We start from the raw sequence: 17,850 nt of genomic DNA on the forward strand, positions 1-17,850 counted from the left end.
TTTCCCCTAACTTTCAAAATTACTTTTTTCCGCTTGGTTTAATGGAATTTCAGTTATAAAAGTAGTTCCTTTGTCACTAGTTTGAATATGCAACTGGCTATTTGTACCATATAAGCCTATCAGTCGTTTATTCAAATTATACAGTGCCGTTCCGCTACCCGTTGTTTCGCTAATCGGCTTTTGACCGAGTCTTTTTAAAATAGCCGGCTTAATGCCCACGCCATTGTCACTAACTAAAATCCGTAAATAGTCCTCTTTTTTACTTAGTTTAATATTGATCTTATTACCGGTTTTTCTACCCTTAAAAGCATGTTTGATGGCATTTTCCACAAAAATTTGTAAGCAAAAAGAAGGCAGCAGAGTATCATCTGGAACATCAATTTCGTAGTTTATTTTAAATTTATGCGGAAAGCGCAATTCTTCAATCTCAGTATACGCACTAACATAGCGTTTTTCTTGTTCGACGGTAATCTCTTTTGCCTGACCATTTTTCAAACTCAATCTAAAAAATGTACTCAATTCCATCAAGGCTCTATGGGCCTCATCGACATTTACCCTCATCAACGCACCAATCGTATTAATAGCATTAAAGAAGAAGTGGGGATTAATTTGAACTTGCAGTGCCCGAATTTCAGCCTCGTTGACTAAACTTGTTTGCTGCTCCGCAATACCAATTGCGAGTTGACCTGAAAAAATCATGGCTAACCCGCGAACCAAGTTTTCTTCAACAACAGTCATTTCCTGTTCAGCACAAAAATATAATTTTAAAGCACCAATCGTTTTTTCATTCACTTGCAAAGGGCAAACAATTGCAGATGACAGCGGGCAGCCTTCATGAGGGCAGCCAATTTCTTTTTTAGAGTGTGCCAATTTTTCCTTACCGGTGGCGATCACAGTTTTAGACAAATCAGTTATGACCGGTTCCCCAGCAATATGGTGATCTTGTCCTGCACCCACATGAGCCAAGACGTTAACACGATCAGTTAACCCTACAGCATTGAAATTTGTGTATTTCTTAATGATTCTGCAGACATGGTCTGCAGAATTAAAGTCAAGCCCGTGGCGAAAGTAAGGCAAAGTTTTATTTGCTAATTCCAAAACATCTTTAGTTTGCACAGCGCGCAATTGTCGTTCGTTAGAAAGATAGGTTTTTAAAATTTCGATAAATAAAGATGAGCCAATCGTATTGAGCAAAATCATGGGAATAAAAATCAACTTGATTAAGCCAAAACCATGAAATGCAAAAATAAAGGCCATTTGTATTAGTTCTGCTAAGAAAGATAAAACTGCTACCCAAAAAGTTGAGGGGTATAGATTATTTTTCTTAACTTTATCACCTAAAACGCCGATTAAATAGCCAATTAAAACTGAACTGACAATATAAAAATAATCGGAAAAGCCACCGAAAATTACCCGGTGCAATCCGCCCACTAAACCAACTAAAAGTCCTACATACGGACCAGCAGTTAAACTGGCCGTAGTAATCACCAGCATACGCGTATTAGCAATTGAATCAGATTGAGGCAATTCTGTCAGAATAAGGGGGGTGACTATTTCTTTTGAACTCGATATCTCCACGCCTGTTAAATTAGCAATCACCACAAATAATGAAAAAATGATAAACAGCCAAATTTGTGATTTAAGAGTCCGTTTTTCAATTAAATCTCTGAAAAAGCGCATATTAACAAGGAGAAACGCCAAAATCATAATTATACCCAGGCGTTCTGACAATAATACGAATAAATTAAACACGTTATTCTCCAATTCTAAACTAAGTTGGAATGCACCACTTATACCATATAAGTATCGCAAATTTTTCAACATAAGCAATAGAAATCGTATTCAACTGCGCAAAATAATATTTTAAATGGTAAAAATAGGCTTTCAAATTCACGAACTGAAAAAATCTAAGTAAAAAAATAATATTAATAAAAAAGCACCGAGCTGGCGAACAGCTTAGTGCAATTTTTAAAAATAGTTGAATTGATTATTTATTCTCTTGTTGATCGATCGGCTTTTTCCACAGACCTAAAATTACGCCTGCAACAATGGAGCCGATAATTGTAGCAACAAAGTAAAGTAAAATGTGGTTAGCAAGTGGAGAAACCCATAGTCCACCGTGAGGTGCGGGAACACCAATGCGCCATAAGCCGACTAGAGCACCACCGACAGCCGAACCAATAATACATGAAGGAATAACGTGACCAGCATCTGCTGCAGCAAACGGAATAGCCCCTTCAGTAATGAATGAAAAGCCTAAAATCCAGTTAGTTAAACCGGCGCGGCGCTCATCCATAGTGTACTTGTTCTTAAAGAAAGTTGTGCCAATCGCGGTCGCAAATGGCGGTACCATACCACCTACCATTACAGCTGCCATCATCACAGCGGCAACAGTTGAGTGCGGGTCATTGGCAAAGGCGCCTGAAGCAAAGACATAAGCAGCCTTGTTGAAAGGTCCACCCATATCAATTGACATCATGGCAGCTAAAATAGTAGTCAAAACTACTAAGTTGCCTGTACCCATTTGGTTCAAGAAATTAGTAATTGCAAAGTTAATAGCACTAAAGATTGGGTTAACAATGTAATACATGATCAGGGCAATGAAGAACAGGCTCAAGATTGGATAAATGAGCATTGGCTTCATCCCTTCAAGTGATTTTGGCAACTTGGCAAACAATTTCTTTAAGCCGACTACTAAGTAACCAGCAATAAATCCAGAAGCCAGACCACCTAAGAACCCTGCAGGTGATTTTGCATTAGTTACTACATTGGCAACATAAGCACCACCGTAGGCACCACTATATACTGTGGCCATAAATCCACCGACAAAACCGGGCATTAAAGCAGGCAAGTCACCGATTGATTCAGCGATGTAACCTGACAAAATTGGCACCATGAACGCAAAAGCCATGTTACCGGCATTGTTCAAGAAAATAAATGCAGGAGATTTTGGTCCACCAGCATAGTTTTCTACAATAAAGGAAATTGCCATTAAGATACCGCCGCCGATAACAAAAGGCAACATGTGAGAAACGCCGTTCATAAGGTTCTTGTAAATTGAACCCCATACGCCCTCTTTAGAGTTGTTACTATCGTCACTGCTCTTTTCACCGTTTGAATGGTAAACGCTGGCTTTAGAATCCAAAATGTTGTCAATCAATTCATCAGGCTTGTTGATACCGTCAACAACTGGACGAGAAATTAGCGGCTTGCCATCAAAACGAGGCATATCAACCTTCTTGTCCGACGCAATAACAACACCTTGGGCACGGCTAATCTCATCGGCGGTCAATTTATCCTTGACACCTTCTGAACCATTGGTTTCAATGCGCACATCAACGCCACGCTTTTTACCGGCTTTAATCAAAGCTTCTTGAGCCATGTAAGTGTGGGCAATGCCGTTAATACATGCAGTAACGCCGACAATTAAAGGTTTTTCTTCCTTCTTACTGTCACTCGTACTTGCAGCTTGTTCCTTCTCAGCTTGTTTAGCGGCATCTTTTTGTTTTTCAGCGTCTTCAAAAAGCTGGATTACTTCTTCAGGGGTTTGCGCTTTCTTAAGAGCGTTAACCAGATCAGGATCAATTAATAACCCGGACAATTTAGCTAAAGCCTCAAGGTGAGTATTATCAGCACCGTCTGGCGCCGTAATCATAAAGAATAAATGAACCGGTTGACCATCAAGTGAATTGTAGTCAATTCCCTTTTTGCTTTTAGCAAAAAGTACACGTGCCTTATTGATAGTCTTGTTTCTGGCATGTGGCATCGCAATGCCTTCGCCAATTCCAGTAGTAGATTCATTTTCGCGAGCCCAAATTGACTTGATGAATTCATCTTCGTCATTGACGATACCGGTTTTGACTTCCAAGTCTGCCATTTCCTTAACAGCATCTTCCTTATTAGTCGCTTTAAGCGACATAATCATGGATTCAGGAGCCAAAATATCTTTAATTTTCATTTTAAATTCTCCTCAAATTACGAAATTTCTTCAACATTAATTTGCGGCAAAACCGCATCAATCTGACTTTTAACTGCAATATCCTTAGTAAAGGCTGTGGCAGCACCACAGGCCATACCAATACGGAAGCTTTGAGCTGGGTCCTTTGTTTTTACATAAGTACCAACAAAACCAGCTATCATTGAGTCACCAGCTCCAACCGAATTAACTGCAGTTCCAACAGCTGCTTTAGCATGATAAAAATGTTTTGGCGTAATCAGATAGCCACCTTTACCAGCCATGGAGACCATAACATTTTGTGCACCCATGTCAAGCAATTTGCGTGCGCACTCAAGCATCTCTTTATCTGAAGCAAAAGTGGTATTAAACAGATCGGCCAGTTCGTGATGATTGGGTTTAATTACCAGCGGTTTATAGCTCAAAGTATCAAGCAAAGCTTGACCAGTGGTGTCAATTACAAAGTCTGCTCCAGCTTCTTTAATAGTAGGCAAAAGTTCTTTATAAAAATCAACTGGCAAACTAGGAGCTAATGAACCACTTAAAACAACAATATCGCCTTTTTGTAAATCGCTAAGACGAGCTTTAAAAGCAGTTATTTCTTGAGCAGTAATATTCGGCCCAGCGGCATTAATTTCAGATTCTTCTTCAGCGTGAACTTTCACATTGACACGGGTCACATCAGAAATGGTCACAAAATCATTAACGATGTGTCGCTGATTAAGTTGACGTACCAGCTCTTTACCGGTAAAACCACCGACAAAGCCCCAGGCTGTATTGTCAATATCCAGCTGATTGAGAATTTGGGAAACATTAATTCCTTTACCACCAGCTAGAAATGAGCAGTTATCTGCGCGATTAACTTCACCACGGTTAACCTGCTTTAATTGAATTACGTAATCCAAAGCTGGATTAACTGTAACCGTATAAATCATTAGCAAATCTCCTTCAAATTAATTTTGGCTGGCAGTAGTTCTTTGTCTTTTGTGCTCAATGCGGTAGTAACGATGGTAACATCCCCAGCTTGGGCAAAAGTCGCGAAACTGCGCTCACCAATTTTAGAAGTATCGGTCAAAATGTATGCCTGATCAGCCCGTGCAATTTCAATTTTTTTAATAGCTGCTTCTTCAGTATCAGGCGTGGTCAAATTGCCATTAGAGTCAAGTCCGTTAGTCCCAACAAAACTGGCGGAAAAATTCATTTCCTGCAGTTGCTTTAGGGCTGTTTGACCCACTACAGCGTGCGTATTTTCCTTAATACGTCCACCTAAAAGAATAGCCTCAATCCCGTGATTAAGGGCACATAGTGCTGTTTCTAAACCATTAGTGACAATCGTTACTCCCGGAATTAGAGCAACAAAAGGAACCATTTCATAAGTTGTCGTACCTGCGTCAATAAAAATGTAATCATCTTTATGGACAAAGTTTTTAGCAGCATACTGAGCGATTGCCTTTTTATCACTATGGTTCATAGAAAAACGAATGTGTTGCGATACATCATGGGTAAAGCTTTTAACTGACTGCGCGCCACCATGCACTCTTTTGACCAAACCTTTTTGTGCCATTTGATTAAGGTCCCTTCTGATTGTTGACTCCGAAGTCGAAGTCATTGAGCAGAGATCACTAACTCGGCATAGTCCATGCTGGTTAACGTAGTCTTCAATTACTTTTTGTCTTTCTGGCGTTAGCATACATTTCACCTCCAGACAGTATTTTATGCGGTTTAATAATTAAAAGCAATCATTTTCAATCATAATTTGTCATTTTCTGGCAAAATCATTCATTAATAGCGAAAAAGAAAGATGATCGCGAATAAACTTTAATAATTTCAACGATAATTTACCTAAGAAAACATGAATAACAGTCAATCTGCTTACCTTAGCCTTTTGTCCCAATTAAGCCTGCAAAATTGTTTCAACCATGTGTATGGTAAAATTAAAATATTATAAAAAGAAAGGTGATAAATTCAATTATGAAAGACAGCCAGTCTCCAGCATCATATCCGAAGATATCTAATAAACACCACATGAGAATTCATTGGAAAGAGTTTTTCAAAAGTCCAGATGATACTTTAGTCAAAGATATCACCTTAGTAGAAAAAGGATCTTTAGTCGGCAGAATTGGCATAATGCTACTTCAATGTGGTACTGGGGCTTGGCGCGTACGTGATTCTATGAATACCATTGCCCGTGCACTTAAAATCACTTGTTCAGCAGACATTGGCCTAGTAAATATTAGTTATACCTGTTTCGACGTTGACAACAAGTCTTACTCACAAACTCTTTCCTTACCTGCTACGGAAGTTAATATGAACAAGCTCAATGAAATGGAAGATTTTGTCAGAAAGTTTGAAACTGAAAATGATTATTGGACAATTGGTGCAGTTCACCACAAGTTGAATCAAATTGAGCGCCATACTCAAAATTATCCTTTAATCATTTCTGCCTTGAGTGCCGGCTTAGCCTGCGCCAGTTTTATTTTTCTGCTTGGTGGAGGAATACCGGAGATGTTATGTACATTCTTTGGCGCGCTCATTGGTAACTATTTGCAGCAATTATTAGGACAGAAAAAAATTACTCTAGTAGCCAAAATAACTGTTGGTGTGGCTATTTCCTGCGCGGTCTACTTCATCTGCTTTAAAGTAGGGACAATACTTTTTGGTTGGGGAAATAATCATGCGTATGGCTATATTGGATCAATGCTTTATGTCATTCCCGGATTTCCCTTTATTACTTCTGGTCTTGATATGTCAAAACTTGATATGCGATCCGGTCTGGAAAGACTGGCCTACGCAATATTAGTTGTTATGATTGCATCAATGGTTGGTTGGGGTATGGCTACTATGCTCAACTTATCTCCGGGTACAATGCCCAAAATTGCTCTTAGTCCAGTGCTATTGACAATTTTAAGAATGATCGCCAGTTTCTGTGGTGTTTTTGGCTTTTCAATCTTGTTTAATGCTAAAGTATCAATGGCGACAGTAGCAGCAATTATTGGAGCGTTGGCAAATACATTACGCCTTAGCCTAGTTGAATTTAATCACGTTCCGGCCGCCTTAGCAGCATTTATCGGAGCATTGTTAGCAGGACTAATTGCCAGTTTTGTCCGTGATAAAGTTGGTTTCCCTCGCATTGCAATCACCGTGCCTGCAATCGTAATAATGGTTCCCGGTTTATACATGTATCGTGCTGTCTTTAATTTTGGCATTACTAACATTAATGTTGGTGCTTATTGGATTATGGATGCTTTAATGATTATTACTGCCCTGCCAATCGGTTTACTAACCGCTCGGATTTTAACAGATGCAAAATGGCGGCATGCAGATTAAGTTTATTCAAGGATGATTCTTTTTACCTAACTATATTTTTAGTTAGGTATTTTATTTGCGCTCATTTATTCTAGGAACGTATATTTTAATTTTCTTGAATTTGTTCGTATTTTACTATATTTTTATGATAAAAATTATGCTAAACTAAGATAATAGTTTAAAAACAAGAACATTATTAAGGAGGATTATATGAGTTCAGTCGTTACACCAGAATTTACCCGTGGCCTGCCTAAAGCCGAATTGCACTTGCATATTGAAGGCACTTTAGAGCCAGAACTGAAACTAAAATTAGCTAAACGCAATCATGTTGATATAGGTCAAACGACCATTGCCGATGTCCAAAAAACATATAATTATCATGACTTAGCATCATTTTTAGCCGTGTATTATCCAGCAATGAATGTTTTACAAACTGAAGAAGACTTTTACGACTTGGCTTGGGGCTACTTAACTAAGGCAGCTGCCAATAATGTACGGCACGTTGAACTCTTTTTTGATCCCCAAGCCCATACTAGCCGTGGCATCCCCTTTGAAGTCGTTCTAAATGGGCTTTATCAAGCTACGGTTGATGCCCGCGCTTTAAATGTCGACGCTCATCTGATCATGTGCTTTTTACGTGATTTTTCAAAGGAATCAGCTAGAAAAACACTGCAGGAAGGTTTGAAATACCGGGATAAAATTATTGGCATTGGACTTGATTCTGATGAACATAATAATCCTCCGCTAAAATTTGCCCGGCAATTTGAAGATGCAGCTGCTGCTGGACTTCATATCACTACCCACTGTGATATTGATCAAAAAGATTCAATCGAACATATCCGTCAAGCTCTAGAAATTATGGAAGTTGAACGTCTTGATCACGGTACCAACATTGTGGAAGATCCAGATTTGGTAAAATTAGCAGCCAAAAGACAGATAGGCTTAACATCTTGCCCTCTGTCTAATAGCTTTGTGTCACCAGAAATGAAAGGTCAAGAAGTAATTGATCTATTAAATGCGGGTGTCAAAGTATCAATTAACTCGGATGATCCTGCCTATTTTAAGGGTTATATTAGTGACAATTACTATGCTCTAGCACAAAAATATGATCTTGCCCAAGACCAAATAGTGCAGCTTGCTAAGAATTCTTTTGAAACTTCTTGGATAAGCCAACGCCAAAAACAATTATATTTAGATGAAATTGATCGTTTTGTAAAAGCAAAAGCATAATTTAAAATACACACAAAAAGGCTCACTCATATTATATGAGTGAGCTTTTTCGCTGGTATAATGTTTTATTTTTGAAATTATTTTTTTGACTATTTTACTTATGGGCTGCAATTGCTTTAATTGCGTTACGTCCTGAAAAGATACAATATCCTGCATGCGTGCCAGGAATATTAACGCCATAGGTATCACCATACAAAACGGCTGAACCATCGCCACCAATAGCATACAAGCCCTTAATTGGTCTACCTTTAGTATCCAATACTTCATTATTAGTGTTAACTCGCAGGCCGTCACCGGTAGTGTAGGCACCAACGCCCAATTCAATTGCATAAAATGGACCCTTGCCATCAACTGGCAGCATGTATTTAGCTGGCTTATGGAAATCAGTATCTTCACCATTGGCAGCCATTTCATTATAGTGTTTGACATACGCAACTAAGTTAGGGGTATCAATTTCTTGAGCAAGTTCTTCTAAAGTTGCTGCCTTGTGCAAGTATTCGCGACCATCTTTTTCAGCTTGCTCAATGTCGGCACGTAAAGTTGGATATCTGTCTTCTGGAACAAACGGTTTCATCGACCTTGGATATGACTTGTCAGTAAAGTCATCCAAAATCTTTTGACTAAAGATACAGAAAACCCGGTCCTGACGGTTCATTGAATTGCCTTCATTTGCCCAGTTAACTACAGCTGCGCTTTCATCGACAAAACGTTCACCGAGTTCATTGACCCACATTTGTGGTTGATCACAAACTGAACTCCAGATAGCTGTACCCCAGAGCTTGAATGAAGGGACAGTCTTATCTTTCAATTGACCGCCAAACATCATGGCCATTCCCGTAAAGTACTTTTTAGCACCTAACTTCCAGGCTAATCTCAAGCCATCTCCGGTATTTTTACCAGAGTTAACTGGAATAATGTTATCAGGATTTTGGTGTGGCGTACTTTCTAATAATTTTTGATCATTTAAGTATCCACCTGTTGCCAAAACAACGTTTTTAGCGTTAACCACTTTCGTCACTTTTTCAATGACATTAGTTAACGTAACATCATAAGTGCCGTCTGCATTTTTCTTTAAGTCAGTCACTCTCGTTAATGTAGCAATGGTTATGCCCTTCTTTTTAGCATACGGTTCTAAGCCATTATGAATGGCATCATGACCCTTGCCCTTAAACAAGTGCCAAGTTCTGGCACCAGAACCTAAATTAGCAACCATTCCGATTTCGGCGCCGTGGCCCTCGAGCCATGAAACATTTTTACCGGCATTCGCAATATACTTTTGCCACATTTTGCCGTCAGCCTTGTAATGCGAATAAGTTAATTCCTCTTTAAGTAATTCTTCCTTATCAAGAGTAGCATTATCCTTCTTTTGCAATTCAGAGTCAGCGGCAAACACACCTTCTACATAATTCCCGGTTCCGCCAGTTGTCTTGCCTTTTTCAACCAGCAAAGCCTTTAAGTCATTATCAGCAGCTTCATCTGCAGCGGCAAAGCCGGAAAGACCTGCTCCTACAATGACTACATCATATTTTTCTTGTGTCATACTCTACCTCAAATTAAAGTTATGCTGTAATTTTTCTTCATAGTCTTGAACGTATCTATTTTCCAGCTTTGGCAGTTTCAGCCGCATCAATTCCAGCCAGTCTACCTGAAATATAAGCAAAGCCTAAAGTACCACCTTCAAAATCGACGTATGCTTTGCCATACATGCCAGAAGCATCTGCACCTGCTACGTACAGGTTAGGCACAGGTTCACCATTTGGTGCTAATGCGTGCATTTTTTCATCAATTGTTGCTCCACCAAGAGTACCAAGGTTGCGGGCAATAAACTTAACTGCATAAAACGGACCGTGCTCTACAGGTATCATTCTCTTGGTATCTGAGAAGAAGAGATCATCTTCACCTTTCTTCTTAGCGTTATTGTATTGGTCAACTGATTTTTGCAGATTAGATTTGTCTACGCCCATTTTTTCAGCTAGTTCAGCAATTGTATCTGCAATAAATACCACATTGGTTGATGCAAGCTTATTCAAAAGCGCAGTAAAATCTGTCTTTTCGTGTTCATGCTTAATGTTTTCATCAGTATCAGTTGGGAAATTAAATTCCATGTAAAATTCACGGTGGTTCTTCCACTTGCCATAGTGATCTTCGATTGCGGCAGTTCCGCCTTCTTTGATCTTATCCAGCATTGCCTGATCTAAGATGACAAATTCTGTTTGTTGCGGTTGTTCTGATAATTCAGCACCGTGAACGGCAAAATCTAGGGCGTGCGTTTCACTAGCATAACGTTGACCGCGATTATTTACGCGCAAGTTAGGGAAGTTGGCCAAAGCGTTAACCGGCATCCAATTTGGACCGACAAGCTTAGCCATATCACCCACATCTTTGTTGCTGAAAGTTTGCCAGAAGTAGTGGGTTGAACCGTTGATATGGTGAGCAGTACCGGCATCCCAGGCCATGTTCAAACCGTCACCAGTGTTTTGTAAAACCTGTCCTTGTGTGCTGACATCTCCCAAATATTTTTTACGCATTTCAGGGTTGCCGCCAAAACCACCGGTAGCAATAACGACTTTTTTAGCATTAACATGTAGTGATTTATCATCACTTTCGGCAATTAAGCCGGTAACTTTGCCTGCGTCATCTTGCAGTAGTTTTTTACCAGCAAAACCGAAGTACATCTTGCCGCCGATTGACTTGAATTTTTCAATCAATTTAGTTACTGCCTTAGTACCGCCTTCTTGATAACCATGAAGTGTAGCCGGCATGCCAATGTGATCGTAACTGCCGCCAGTACCAGCGTCAACTAATTTCATAATAGCGCCGTTTTCATTTAGCCAGTCAACTGTCTTACCTGCCTCATCAATAATGCGACGAACAAGAATTGAATTCATGTATCCTTGAGAAGCATCCATGTATTCGTCATAAAGCCATTTCTTAGAAACAACCGCATTTTGATCTTTTTGTTGTTGACTATCACTGGCAAACATACCACCAGCAAAAGTACTTGCACCTAGGGGTGAAATGGTTTTTTCAAATAAAGCCACCTCTGCACCATATTGACGGGCAGCTAAAGCCGCTGCTACACCGGCACCACCAGCGCCAATTACAGCAACATCAACGTTGATTGTTTCTTCTTTCTTGCCAGCGGCTTGTCCACCGTTTTCTTTCAGAGCATTGAAATCAACTCCAGCTTTATTCAGAGCTTCCTTGACTCCTTCGATAATACCGCGTGAAGTTTCAGATGCACCAGAAACCACATCAACATCAACCGATTGTTGGTCAATAATCTTTTGCGCCATTTTCTTAAATGCGTTATCAGCTAAGCTTTCTGGCGCATATTTATCCAGTGGTTTAACGTTAACGATTTTATCAGTGTCAACCTCAACTTCAAGGTTAATCCGGCTCTCTTTACCTTGACCTGAGCCGGTATATTTACCTGGATTTGCAGTTATCTTTTTTGCCATATTTCATAATTCCTTTCAAAGTTAAATCAATTATTTACCACGACGAGCATTTTTAGCAGCATTAGCATCAGGTAAAATGCCAATGAAAATAGTTGTTAACATTAAAACAATGCCTTGAATAATAAACGTTAACATAAAGTCACGTCCTGCAATCATTGAGATAATAACTGGTACACAGTATGAGAATAATAATGACACTGTACCAATTAAACCACCTGCTGAACCGGCATATTTTGGCCCAATTTCTGGGAAAGTAATTGGCATTGCTTGCATTAACGGACCAGTCATTGCACCGAATAATCCACCAAGTACTAAAGAAATGGTTAGTGGCAAGCCAAGTGGAATAAACCAAGTAAGTGCAATCAGGAGCCCAGCAATCAGAGTTACTACAATCATAATTGGCTTAGCTTTTTTAGCTTTACCAATTATAGCTGGACCAAATAATGAACCACAAAGACTACCAATAGTAGCTATAGCCGCAACACTGTTACCTTGAATAACTGTCATTCCCCTTGCTGCAAGGGCAGTAGGCATAATATTGGAGAAAGCTTCGCTTGCGCCCATACCTACACCTACACTGACAGCTACAATCCAAGTCATCTTGCTATGAGCAGCCTTTTTAAAGAAATCAAGTGATGATTCGGATTTGCCCTGTTTTATTTGAGCTTGTGGAATTTGTTCGTCCTGAGGGGCGTCTTTTATAAACACCATCCAGCAAACTGCTAAAACAAGAAGTAAAATTGATGAAAATGTGTAAGCTGCTTTGACTGATGGGAATAATGGGCTAGTAATACGAGTTAAAATAATCCCTATACTAGCTGATGCAAAGAAAACGCCCATTGCCAAGTTAGTATCTTGCTTAAACCAAGCACCAAAAATTTTTAATGTGTTTGCATTTAAAAGTGCCATATATACTCCGAACAACAGTAACATAATCATTAATGTTACAAAGTTAGTTGCTATTAAGCGGCCAAAGGCACCAATTAAAGAAACTATTAATCCGAAAGTAACGATTTTTTTAGCACCAAATTTATCTGCAAGTGAACCTGCAGGTATACTAAGAAAGACGGCGATCAGCATTGGTGCCATACCTAAACTTTGTAATTGTGCTGGTGAAATATGCAAAGCTGGCATAATTTGAACAGCCAAGGCTGAAACCTGAAATTGAATGTAGTTGCTCGTTGCATCAAGCAACGCCACAATTGCTAAAATTACCCACCTATAACTTGAAAGTTTAGGTAACTGTTTTTGATCCATAATTTTATAAAGCTCCTTTTAAATAAAAACTAATTTTCAGCAGCGTTTTGTCCCGCCAAACGACCAAATGTTTGAGCGTGACTGCAAGTAAGACCTGGAATACGGTCTGGGTAACTACCCCAGAAGAAGCCACCACTGGCGTTACCAGCCGCATACAAATGAGGAATTGGCTGACCCTTTTTGTCAATGACTTCCATCTTAGGATTAATGCGTAACCCATCAAGCGTTGCCAGAAGTCGTCCACCCATAATGACACCGTAATATGGTGGCTTATCAACTGGGAACAATCTAAATTTTTCTTTACCAAAATCAGTATCGACGCCTTTGGCGCACATTTCGTTATAGCGTTTAACACTGTTAACTAAATTATCTTTTGGCAAATTCAGTTTTTCAGCTAATTCTTCAATGGTATCTGCTTTTTGCACCATACCATCATCAATTCTGCGTTGAATTTCAGCCTTGTTTTGTTCGGTATTGTAAATACCAGGCCAGCCTAAACGAGAGCAGCCTTGAGTCTTAAATTGTGCCAGGTGATCCATAGTATCTTCTGACCAAATCTGTGCTTCCAAATAGCCAGGCTGTTTAGCCATAGCGTTAATATCAAATTGATAAGGTACACTCTCGTTACCAAAACGTTCACCATTTAAGTTAACTTTAAGCATTGGGTATGCACCCATCCAGAAATAACCGGGGCCCTTAAAGTCAATTTGATAATGTTCTTCAGCATTGGTGCCAACCGGAACAGCACCACGGTCAAAAATGATTTCAGCTGGTTCTTCATCACGGGCAGCCCCCACTTTAAGTCCTGCCAGAATACCGGAACCATCATCACGAGGACCATCTGAATAAACATTCTTCTTGTAGCCAAGTGGATCCCATTTCTTCATTAATTCAACGTTGCCGCCATAGCCACCGGTACAAATAATGACACCCTTGTTAGCTTTGTATTCTGTTTTTTCACCGCTAGCACGATCACTAGCAATGATGCCGGTCACTGCACCACTATCATCTGTGACAAGTTCTTCAAGTTTAGTATTGTATTTCAGGGTAACTCCTAATTCTTTGACTTTATCAATTACCCAGTCACCGTAATGAGCCCAGCCATTATCAGGTGTAGCAATTGCAAGTTCAGTATTAAAAGCGGTATTAACAACCGTTTCATAGTGAGCATCCTTTTGTGGTTTTAAAATACCACCATTTGGTTTCAAGATATTGTCTTCCAGCCAGTTAGCTGTTTCATCTGCGTGGTTTGCCCAAGTCCAAAGCAGACGCTCATCGACATTATCTTGGAAAAATAAGGTCAAAAAGTTCATTAATTTAGCTTTATCAACCTTTATTCCAGCCCTTCTTTGAGCATTACTATCAAGAGCCGCAAAAAAGGAGCGATAAAGAAATTGTGAGCTGCCCTGCTTATCAATTAACAAGACTTTAGCTCCCTTTTCTGCCGCTGCACATGCTGCCATACCACCGGAGTTGCTGGCACCAGCGATAATTACATCATACGTATTTTCCATTTTTATCCCTCACTTTTAAATAAATCCTTTAACCGTTTTCATAATACTATGAATCTAGTGAATTTATGCACCATATTTAGAATTAAGAATTACTAAATGGAATGCAGAACATGTCAATTAAAAATGCAAAAAGAAAAATGCTTGTAAAATCAACGTTTTTACGTCAACTACAAACATTTTAAAAACAGCTTCTATTTGTGCATTACTTATTTTTATCTTCAGATAAATATTCGTTTATTGCCTTTTTCAATGTACTTGCTACTTTTTCAAGTACAGAATCGTTAGTAAAGCTCTCCATGTATGCAATTCCATAAGGTGAAATATCATGATAATCAATGGGAACATATTTAATTCCTTCTGACTGATAATCCGCAATGAAGTTGGGTAAAATACCATAGCCCCAACCACCTCTAACATATATATCCATAGCTAAAAAATCTTGTACGAACTTAATATGATCCATACCTAATTTATTTATTAAGGCAGTTTGAAAATTTAATTGCACATTTAAAGAACTGTTAGGATCAAGTAAAAACACATCCCGGTCAACTAAATCAGTGATGGAGATTTTAGACTTTTTAGCTAAAGGAGAACCTTTGGGACAAGCTACAACGACTTTACCCTGAATCATTGGCTCGAAGTGAATATCCTCAACAACATCAACATCTTCTCGCGCAATCGCACATAAATCAACGTGATGGTTAAGAAGTTCACCAATAGAATTATTAAGCACAAAAACAAACTGAATGTTTAAGTTACTTCCAGATTCACGCAACTTTCGCAAAAAAATTGGTAAAATCTTTTGTTCAAAAGGTGTATCACAGACTCCTATTCGCAAAAGAGTTTCAGGATCATTTTTTTTACTTTGCAAGTACGCTACTGTGTAATCCATATCGTCCACTACGTTACGAGCAACACGGTAAAAATACTTACCAGCACTTGTCAAGGAAATACGGTGATGTGCACGGTTAATTAAAGTGACACCAATAGTATTCTCGAGATCCTTAATGTTTTTAGAAACTGCAGACTGGGAGAAATTCAAGCGCTCAGCTGCAATAGTAAAACTGGAATTATCTATAGCCTTGATAAAACAGCGTAATTGAGTAAAATTCATTTTATTACCTCACCAAAAGTAGTAATTGTTACTATGTATATTATACTAAAAAACAGTTAATATAAAAATAGCATTTAAATCCTATATTTTTGTTTTGGCGTATACAAAAGAGCCATTTAACTAAAATGACCCTTTTTATTAACAATAATCTACTTAGCAATTTTACTTAAGGCATCTCTAACAGCGTCTTTGAGACCACGAGACGAGCTTGAAGCACCACTGACTGCATCAACGTCAACGGTATTTGCCTGTACCATTTTTGCAGGCAAAGCCTTGATAGCTTTCAAACCATAATCGTCTGATTCAGCTTGTTTCAAAACTTCAATATTCTTTAAATTCTTTTGCTCATCAACGGTTACCCGCACAACTATTTCATCGCCCATACCTTTAGTAGATTTACCAATGTACTGGTTTTTCCCTGCTTCATAAGTTTCATGCTTAAGGTCGGAGGTTAAATGCTTTTCATGCATAGTAGCACCACTTGCTGCATCGGTTGTTTCATCAACTTTGGGCTTAGCCGCATTTTCTCCGGCAATCTTGCCCCAAATCAAACATTCTGCCAAGTTATTGCCGCCTTGATATTGGTTAGCACAGATACCGCCAAGTTCACCAGCAGAATAAAGGTTAGGGATGGCTTTTCCTCTGGTATCCAAAATTTCTGCATTCTTATTTCTTCTTGGACCACCTTGAGTGTTAAGCATCGTTTGTTCCAGTTTGACGGCATAAATCGTGTTACCGGTAAATGCGCGCAAAGTTGCCGGATTCCTTCTAAATTCAGGATCATCTTGTTTTTGACATGCTTTATTGAAACGATTAAGAGTATCAGACAAAACTACCGGTTCAACCCCAATTTTTGCAGCTAATTCTGAAACAGAATCAGCCCGAATGACATTTTCTGTGTATGGCTTGTAATCACCAATAATTTTATCGTTATCCAACTCCTGCTTTTTGCTTTCGTCAAAAATTAAGTACGGGTGCTCTTGGTTTAGTGGCACTTTCCACTGACCATGGTTCTTGATGTGACCATGACGATTTTCTTCTGCCTCGTTGAAGTATCTGGTACCATCATCTCCTATTACAAAGACACTGCCGCTAGAAACAGCTTTATTTTGTGCTCCCAGCATTAACCGACCACGCTGTCCTTTCTCCACTGCAAAAGCCATACCATGAAGCAACCCCAAAGACTCAAAGTTGTGCAAATGCCAAAAGTCGGCGCCAACTTCCTGCGCCATTCTCAAACCGTCACCCTTGTTATAAAGAGTACCTAAAGGAGCCAATCTTTTTGCTCCGATAAAGTCTTCAATCATTCTTTGGTTGTTTTCAAAACCACCAGTCGTCATGACGACACCATTTTTAGCTTGAACCTTTAATAGTTTGCCGTCGCGTTTAATGACCACACCGTAGATCTTTTTGCTTTCCGGATCCTGAATTAGTTCTACAGCAGGTGTGCCATATAAAACATCAATTTGGTCTTGCCGCTTAACTACCTGCTCTTTCAAAATTTGCCATAAAGAAGCGTCAAACCAATGTTTAGTAACAGTGGTGAAATCATAAGATTCCGAACCTTCAAACTCAGGAAATTCCCTAAAAGCATAACTTTTATCTGGTGCATATTCTTTAGCACTATTTGGTTTGACACCTAAGTACTGGGAAACATATTGCGGAGTATTAACCATCCCTTGAACATAGGTATCAATCATATCTTCATCAAGTTCCATTGGGGCGGTTAACGCCTGATAATACTTTTTCAATTCATTAAAGTCATTTCCAGTACCAATTAATTGAGCGGAATAACGAGTATTACCGCCTTCATGTCCTTCTGGAGCAGAATCTACCAGCAGGACCTTAGCGTTATTATCTGCCGCAAACCGGGCGGCAGTGGCACCAGCACCACCAAATCCTAATACAACAACATCATAATTAGCATCCCATGCAAAATTTTTATGATAAATCATGATAATCTCCTTAATATAAATCGCTTTCATTTAATAAGTTGATTTTATCACATTGTTT

At 39.1% G+C, this 17,850-nt stretch carries 12 protein-coding genes; 2 read left to right on the forward strand and 10 right to left on the reverse strand.

All coding sequences use genetic code 11. The annotated features are described in order from the left end of the window. Positions 1–6: 6 nt before the first annotated feature. From LACWKB8_RS07650 to LACWKB8_RS07665, 4 genes are all read right to left on the reverse strand, one after another. Positions 7–1,707 (reverse strand): LytS/YhcK type 5TM receptor domain-containing protein, encoded by a 1,701-nt coding sequence (locus LACWKB8_RS07650; protein ID WP_052059713.1) that lies wholly within the window; start codon positions 1,705–1,707, stop codon positions 7–9. A 280-nt stretch (positions 1,708–1,987) separates the two neighbouring features. Continuing rightward, complete coding sequence (locus tag LACWKB8_RS07655) at positions 1,988–3,958, reverse strand: fructose-specific PTS transporter subunit EIIC (RefSeq protein WP_038524199.1); 1,971 nt, start codon at positions 3,956–3,958, stop codon at positions 1,988–1,990. Between the two features lie 17 nt (positions 3,959–3,975). Beyond that, positions 3,976–4,890, reverse strand: coding sequence for a 1-phosphofructokinase (pfkB, locus tag LACWKB8_RS07660; RefSeq protein WP_038524201.1), 915 nt, complete (start codon positions 4,888–4,890; stop codon positions 3,976–3,978). Beyond that, on the reverse strand, positions 4,890–5,645 hold the full coding sequence (locus LACWKB8_RS07665) for a DeoR/GlpR family DNA-binding transcription regulator (RefSeq protein WP_038524204.1): 756 nt from the start codon (positions 5,643–5,645) through the stop codon (positions 4,890–4,892). The genes pfkB and LACWKB8_RS07665 overlap by 1 nt, the downstream gene beginning before the upstream one ends. 281 nt (positions 5,646–5,926) lie before the next feature. On the opposite strand from LACWKB8_RS07665, the gene LACWKB8_RS07670 reads away from it, so the two are divergent. Beyond that, positions 5,927–7,282, forward strand: coding sequence for a threonine/serine exporter ThrE family protein (locus LACWKB8_RS07670; protein WP_038524207.1), 1,356 nt, complete (start codon positions 5,927–5,929; stop codon positions 7,280–7,282). A gap of 189 nt (positions 7,283–7,471) precedes the next feature. Further along, positions 7,472–8,491, forward strand: coding sequence for an adenosine deaminase (add, locus tag LACWKB8_RS07675; RefSeq protein WP_038524210.1), 1,020 nt, complete (start codon positions 7,472–7,474; stop codon positions 8,489–8,491). Positions 8,492–8,585: 94 nt separating this feature from the next. On the opposite strand, the gene LACWKB8_RS07680 is transcribed toward add, so the two are convergent. The 6 genes from LACWKB8_RS07680 to LACWKB8_RS07705 all read right to left on the reverse strand — a co-directional run bounded on the left by LACWKB8_RS07680 (position 8,586) and on the right by LACWKB8_RS07705 (position 17,792). Next, on the reverse strand, positions 8,586–10,031 hold the full coding sequence (locus tag LACWKB8_RS07680) for an FAD-dependent oxidoreductase (RefSeq protein ID WP_038524213.1): 1,446 nt from the start codon (positions 10,029–10,031) through the stop codon (positions 8,586–8,588). Positions 10,032–10,086: 55 nt separating this feature from the next. Then, a complete protein-coding gene (locus LACWKB8_RS07685; RefSeq protein WP_038524216.1) occupies positions 10,087–11,952 on the reverse strand; it encodes an FAD-dependent oxidoreductase in 1,866 nt (621 codons plus the stop codon). Positions 11,953–11,982: 30 nt separating this feature from the next. Next, the gene (locus tag LACWKB8_RS07690) at positions 11,983–13,209 is read right to left on the reverse strand and encodes a nitrate/nitrite transporter (protein WP_038524219.1); all 1,227 of its coding nucleotides are present in this window, start codon (positions 13,207–13,209) and stop codon (positions 11,983–11,985) included. A gap of 29 nt (positions 13,210–13,238) precedes the next feature. Further along, positions 13,239–14,723: an FAD-dependent oxidoreductase gene (locus tag LACWKB8_RS07695; RefSeq protein ID WP_038524222.1), complete on the reverse strand. Its 1,485-nt coding sequence runs from the start codon at positions 14,721–14,723 to the stop codon at positions 13,239–13,241. Between the two features lie 202 nt (positions 14,724–14,925). After that, positions 14,926–15,837 (reverse strand): LysR family transcriptional regulator, encoded by a 912-nt coding sequence (locus LACWKB8_RS07700; protein WP_038524225.1) that lies wholly within the window; start codon positions 15,835–15,837, stop codon positions 14,926–14,928. 149 nt (positions 15,838–15,986) lie between these two features. Further along, on the reverse strand, positions 15,987–17,792 hold the full coding sequence (locus LACWKB8_RS07705; RefSeq protein ID WP_038524229.1) for an FAD-binding protein: 1,806 nt from the start codon (positions 17,790–17,792) through the stop codon (positions 15,987–15,989). Between the last annotated feature and the right edge of the window lie 58 nt (positions 17,793–17,850).

This window comes from Lactobacillus sp. wkB8 (assembly GCF_000761135.1).
GTDB lineage: Bacteria > Bacillota > Bacilli > Lactobacillales > Lactobacillaceae > Lactobacillus > Lactobacillus helsingborgensis.

Excerpts from the sequence above, each read along its gene's own strand:
- pfkB (WP_038524201.1), bottom strand. The coding sequence starts at position 4,890 with ATGATTTATACGGTTACAGTTAATCCAGCTTTGGATTACGTAATTCAA.
- LACWKB8_RS07700 (WP_038524225.1), bottom strand. The coding sequence starts at position 15,837 with ATGAATTTTACTCAATTACGCTGTTTTATCAAGGCTATAGATAATTCC.
- LACWKB8_RS07650 (WP_052059713.1), bottom strand. The coding sequence starts at position 1,707 with ATGATTTTGGCGTTTCTCCTTGTTAATATGCGCTTTTTCAGAGATTTA.
- add (WP_038524210.1), top strand. The coding sequence starts at position 7,472 with ATGAGTTCAGTCGTTACACCAGAATTTACCCGTGGCCTGCCTAAAGCC.
- LACWKB8_RS07665 (WP_038524204.1), bottom strand. The coding sequence starts at position 5,645 with ATGCTAACGCCAGAAAGACAAAAAGTAATTGAAGACTACGTTAACCAG.
- LACWKB8_RS07705 (WP_038524229.1), bottom strand. The coding sequence starts at position 17,792 with ATGATTTATCATAAAAATTTTGCATGGGATGCTAATTATGATGTTGTT.
- LACWKB8_RS07680 (WP_038524213.1), bottom strand. The coding sequence starts at position 10,031 with ATGACACAAGAAAAATATGATGTAGTCATTGTAGGAGCAGGTCTTTCC.
- LACWKB8_RS07690 (WP_038524219.1), bottom strand. The coding sequence starts at position 13,209 with ATGGATCAAAAACAGTTACCTAAACTTTCAAGTTATAGGTGGGTAATT.
- LACWKB8_RS07685 (WP_038524216.1), bottom strand. The coding sequence starts at position 11,952 with ATGGCAAAAAAGATAACTGCAAATCCAGGTAAATATACCGGCTCAGGT.
- LACWKB8_RS07695 (WP_038524222.1), bottom strand. The coding sequence starts at position 14,723 with ATGGAAAATACGTATGATGTAATTATCGCTGGTGCCAGCAACTCCGGT.
- LACWKB8_RS07655 (WP_038524199.1), bottom strand. The coding sequence starts at position 3,958 with ATGAAAATTAAAGATATTTTGGCTCCTGAATCCATGATTATGTCGCTT.
- LACWKB8_RS07670 (WP_038524207.1), top strand. The coding sequence starts at position 5,927 with ATGAAAGACAGCCAGTCTCCAGCATCATATCCGAAGATATCTAATAAA.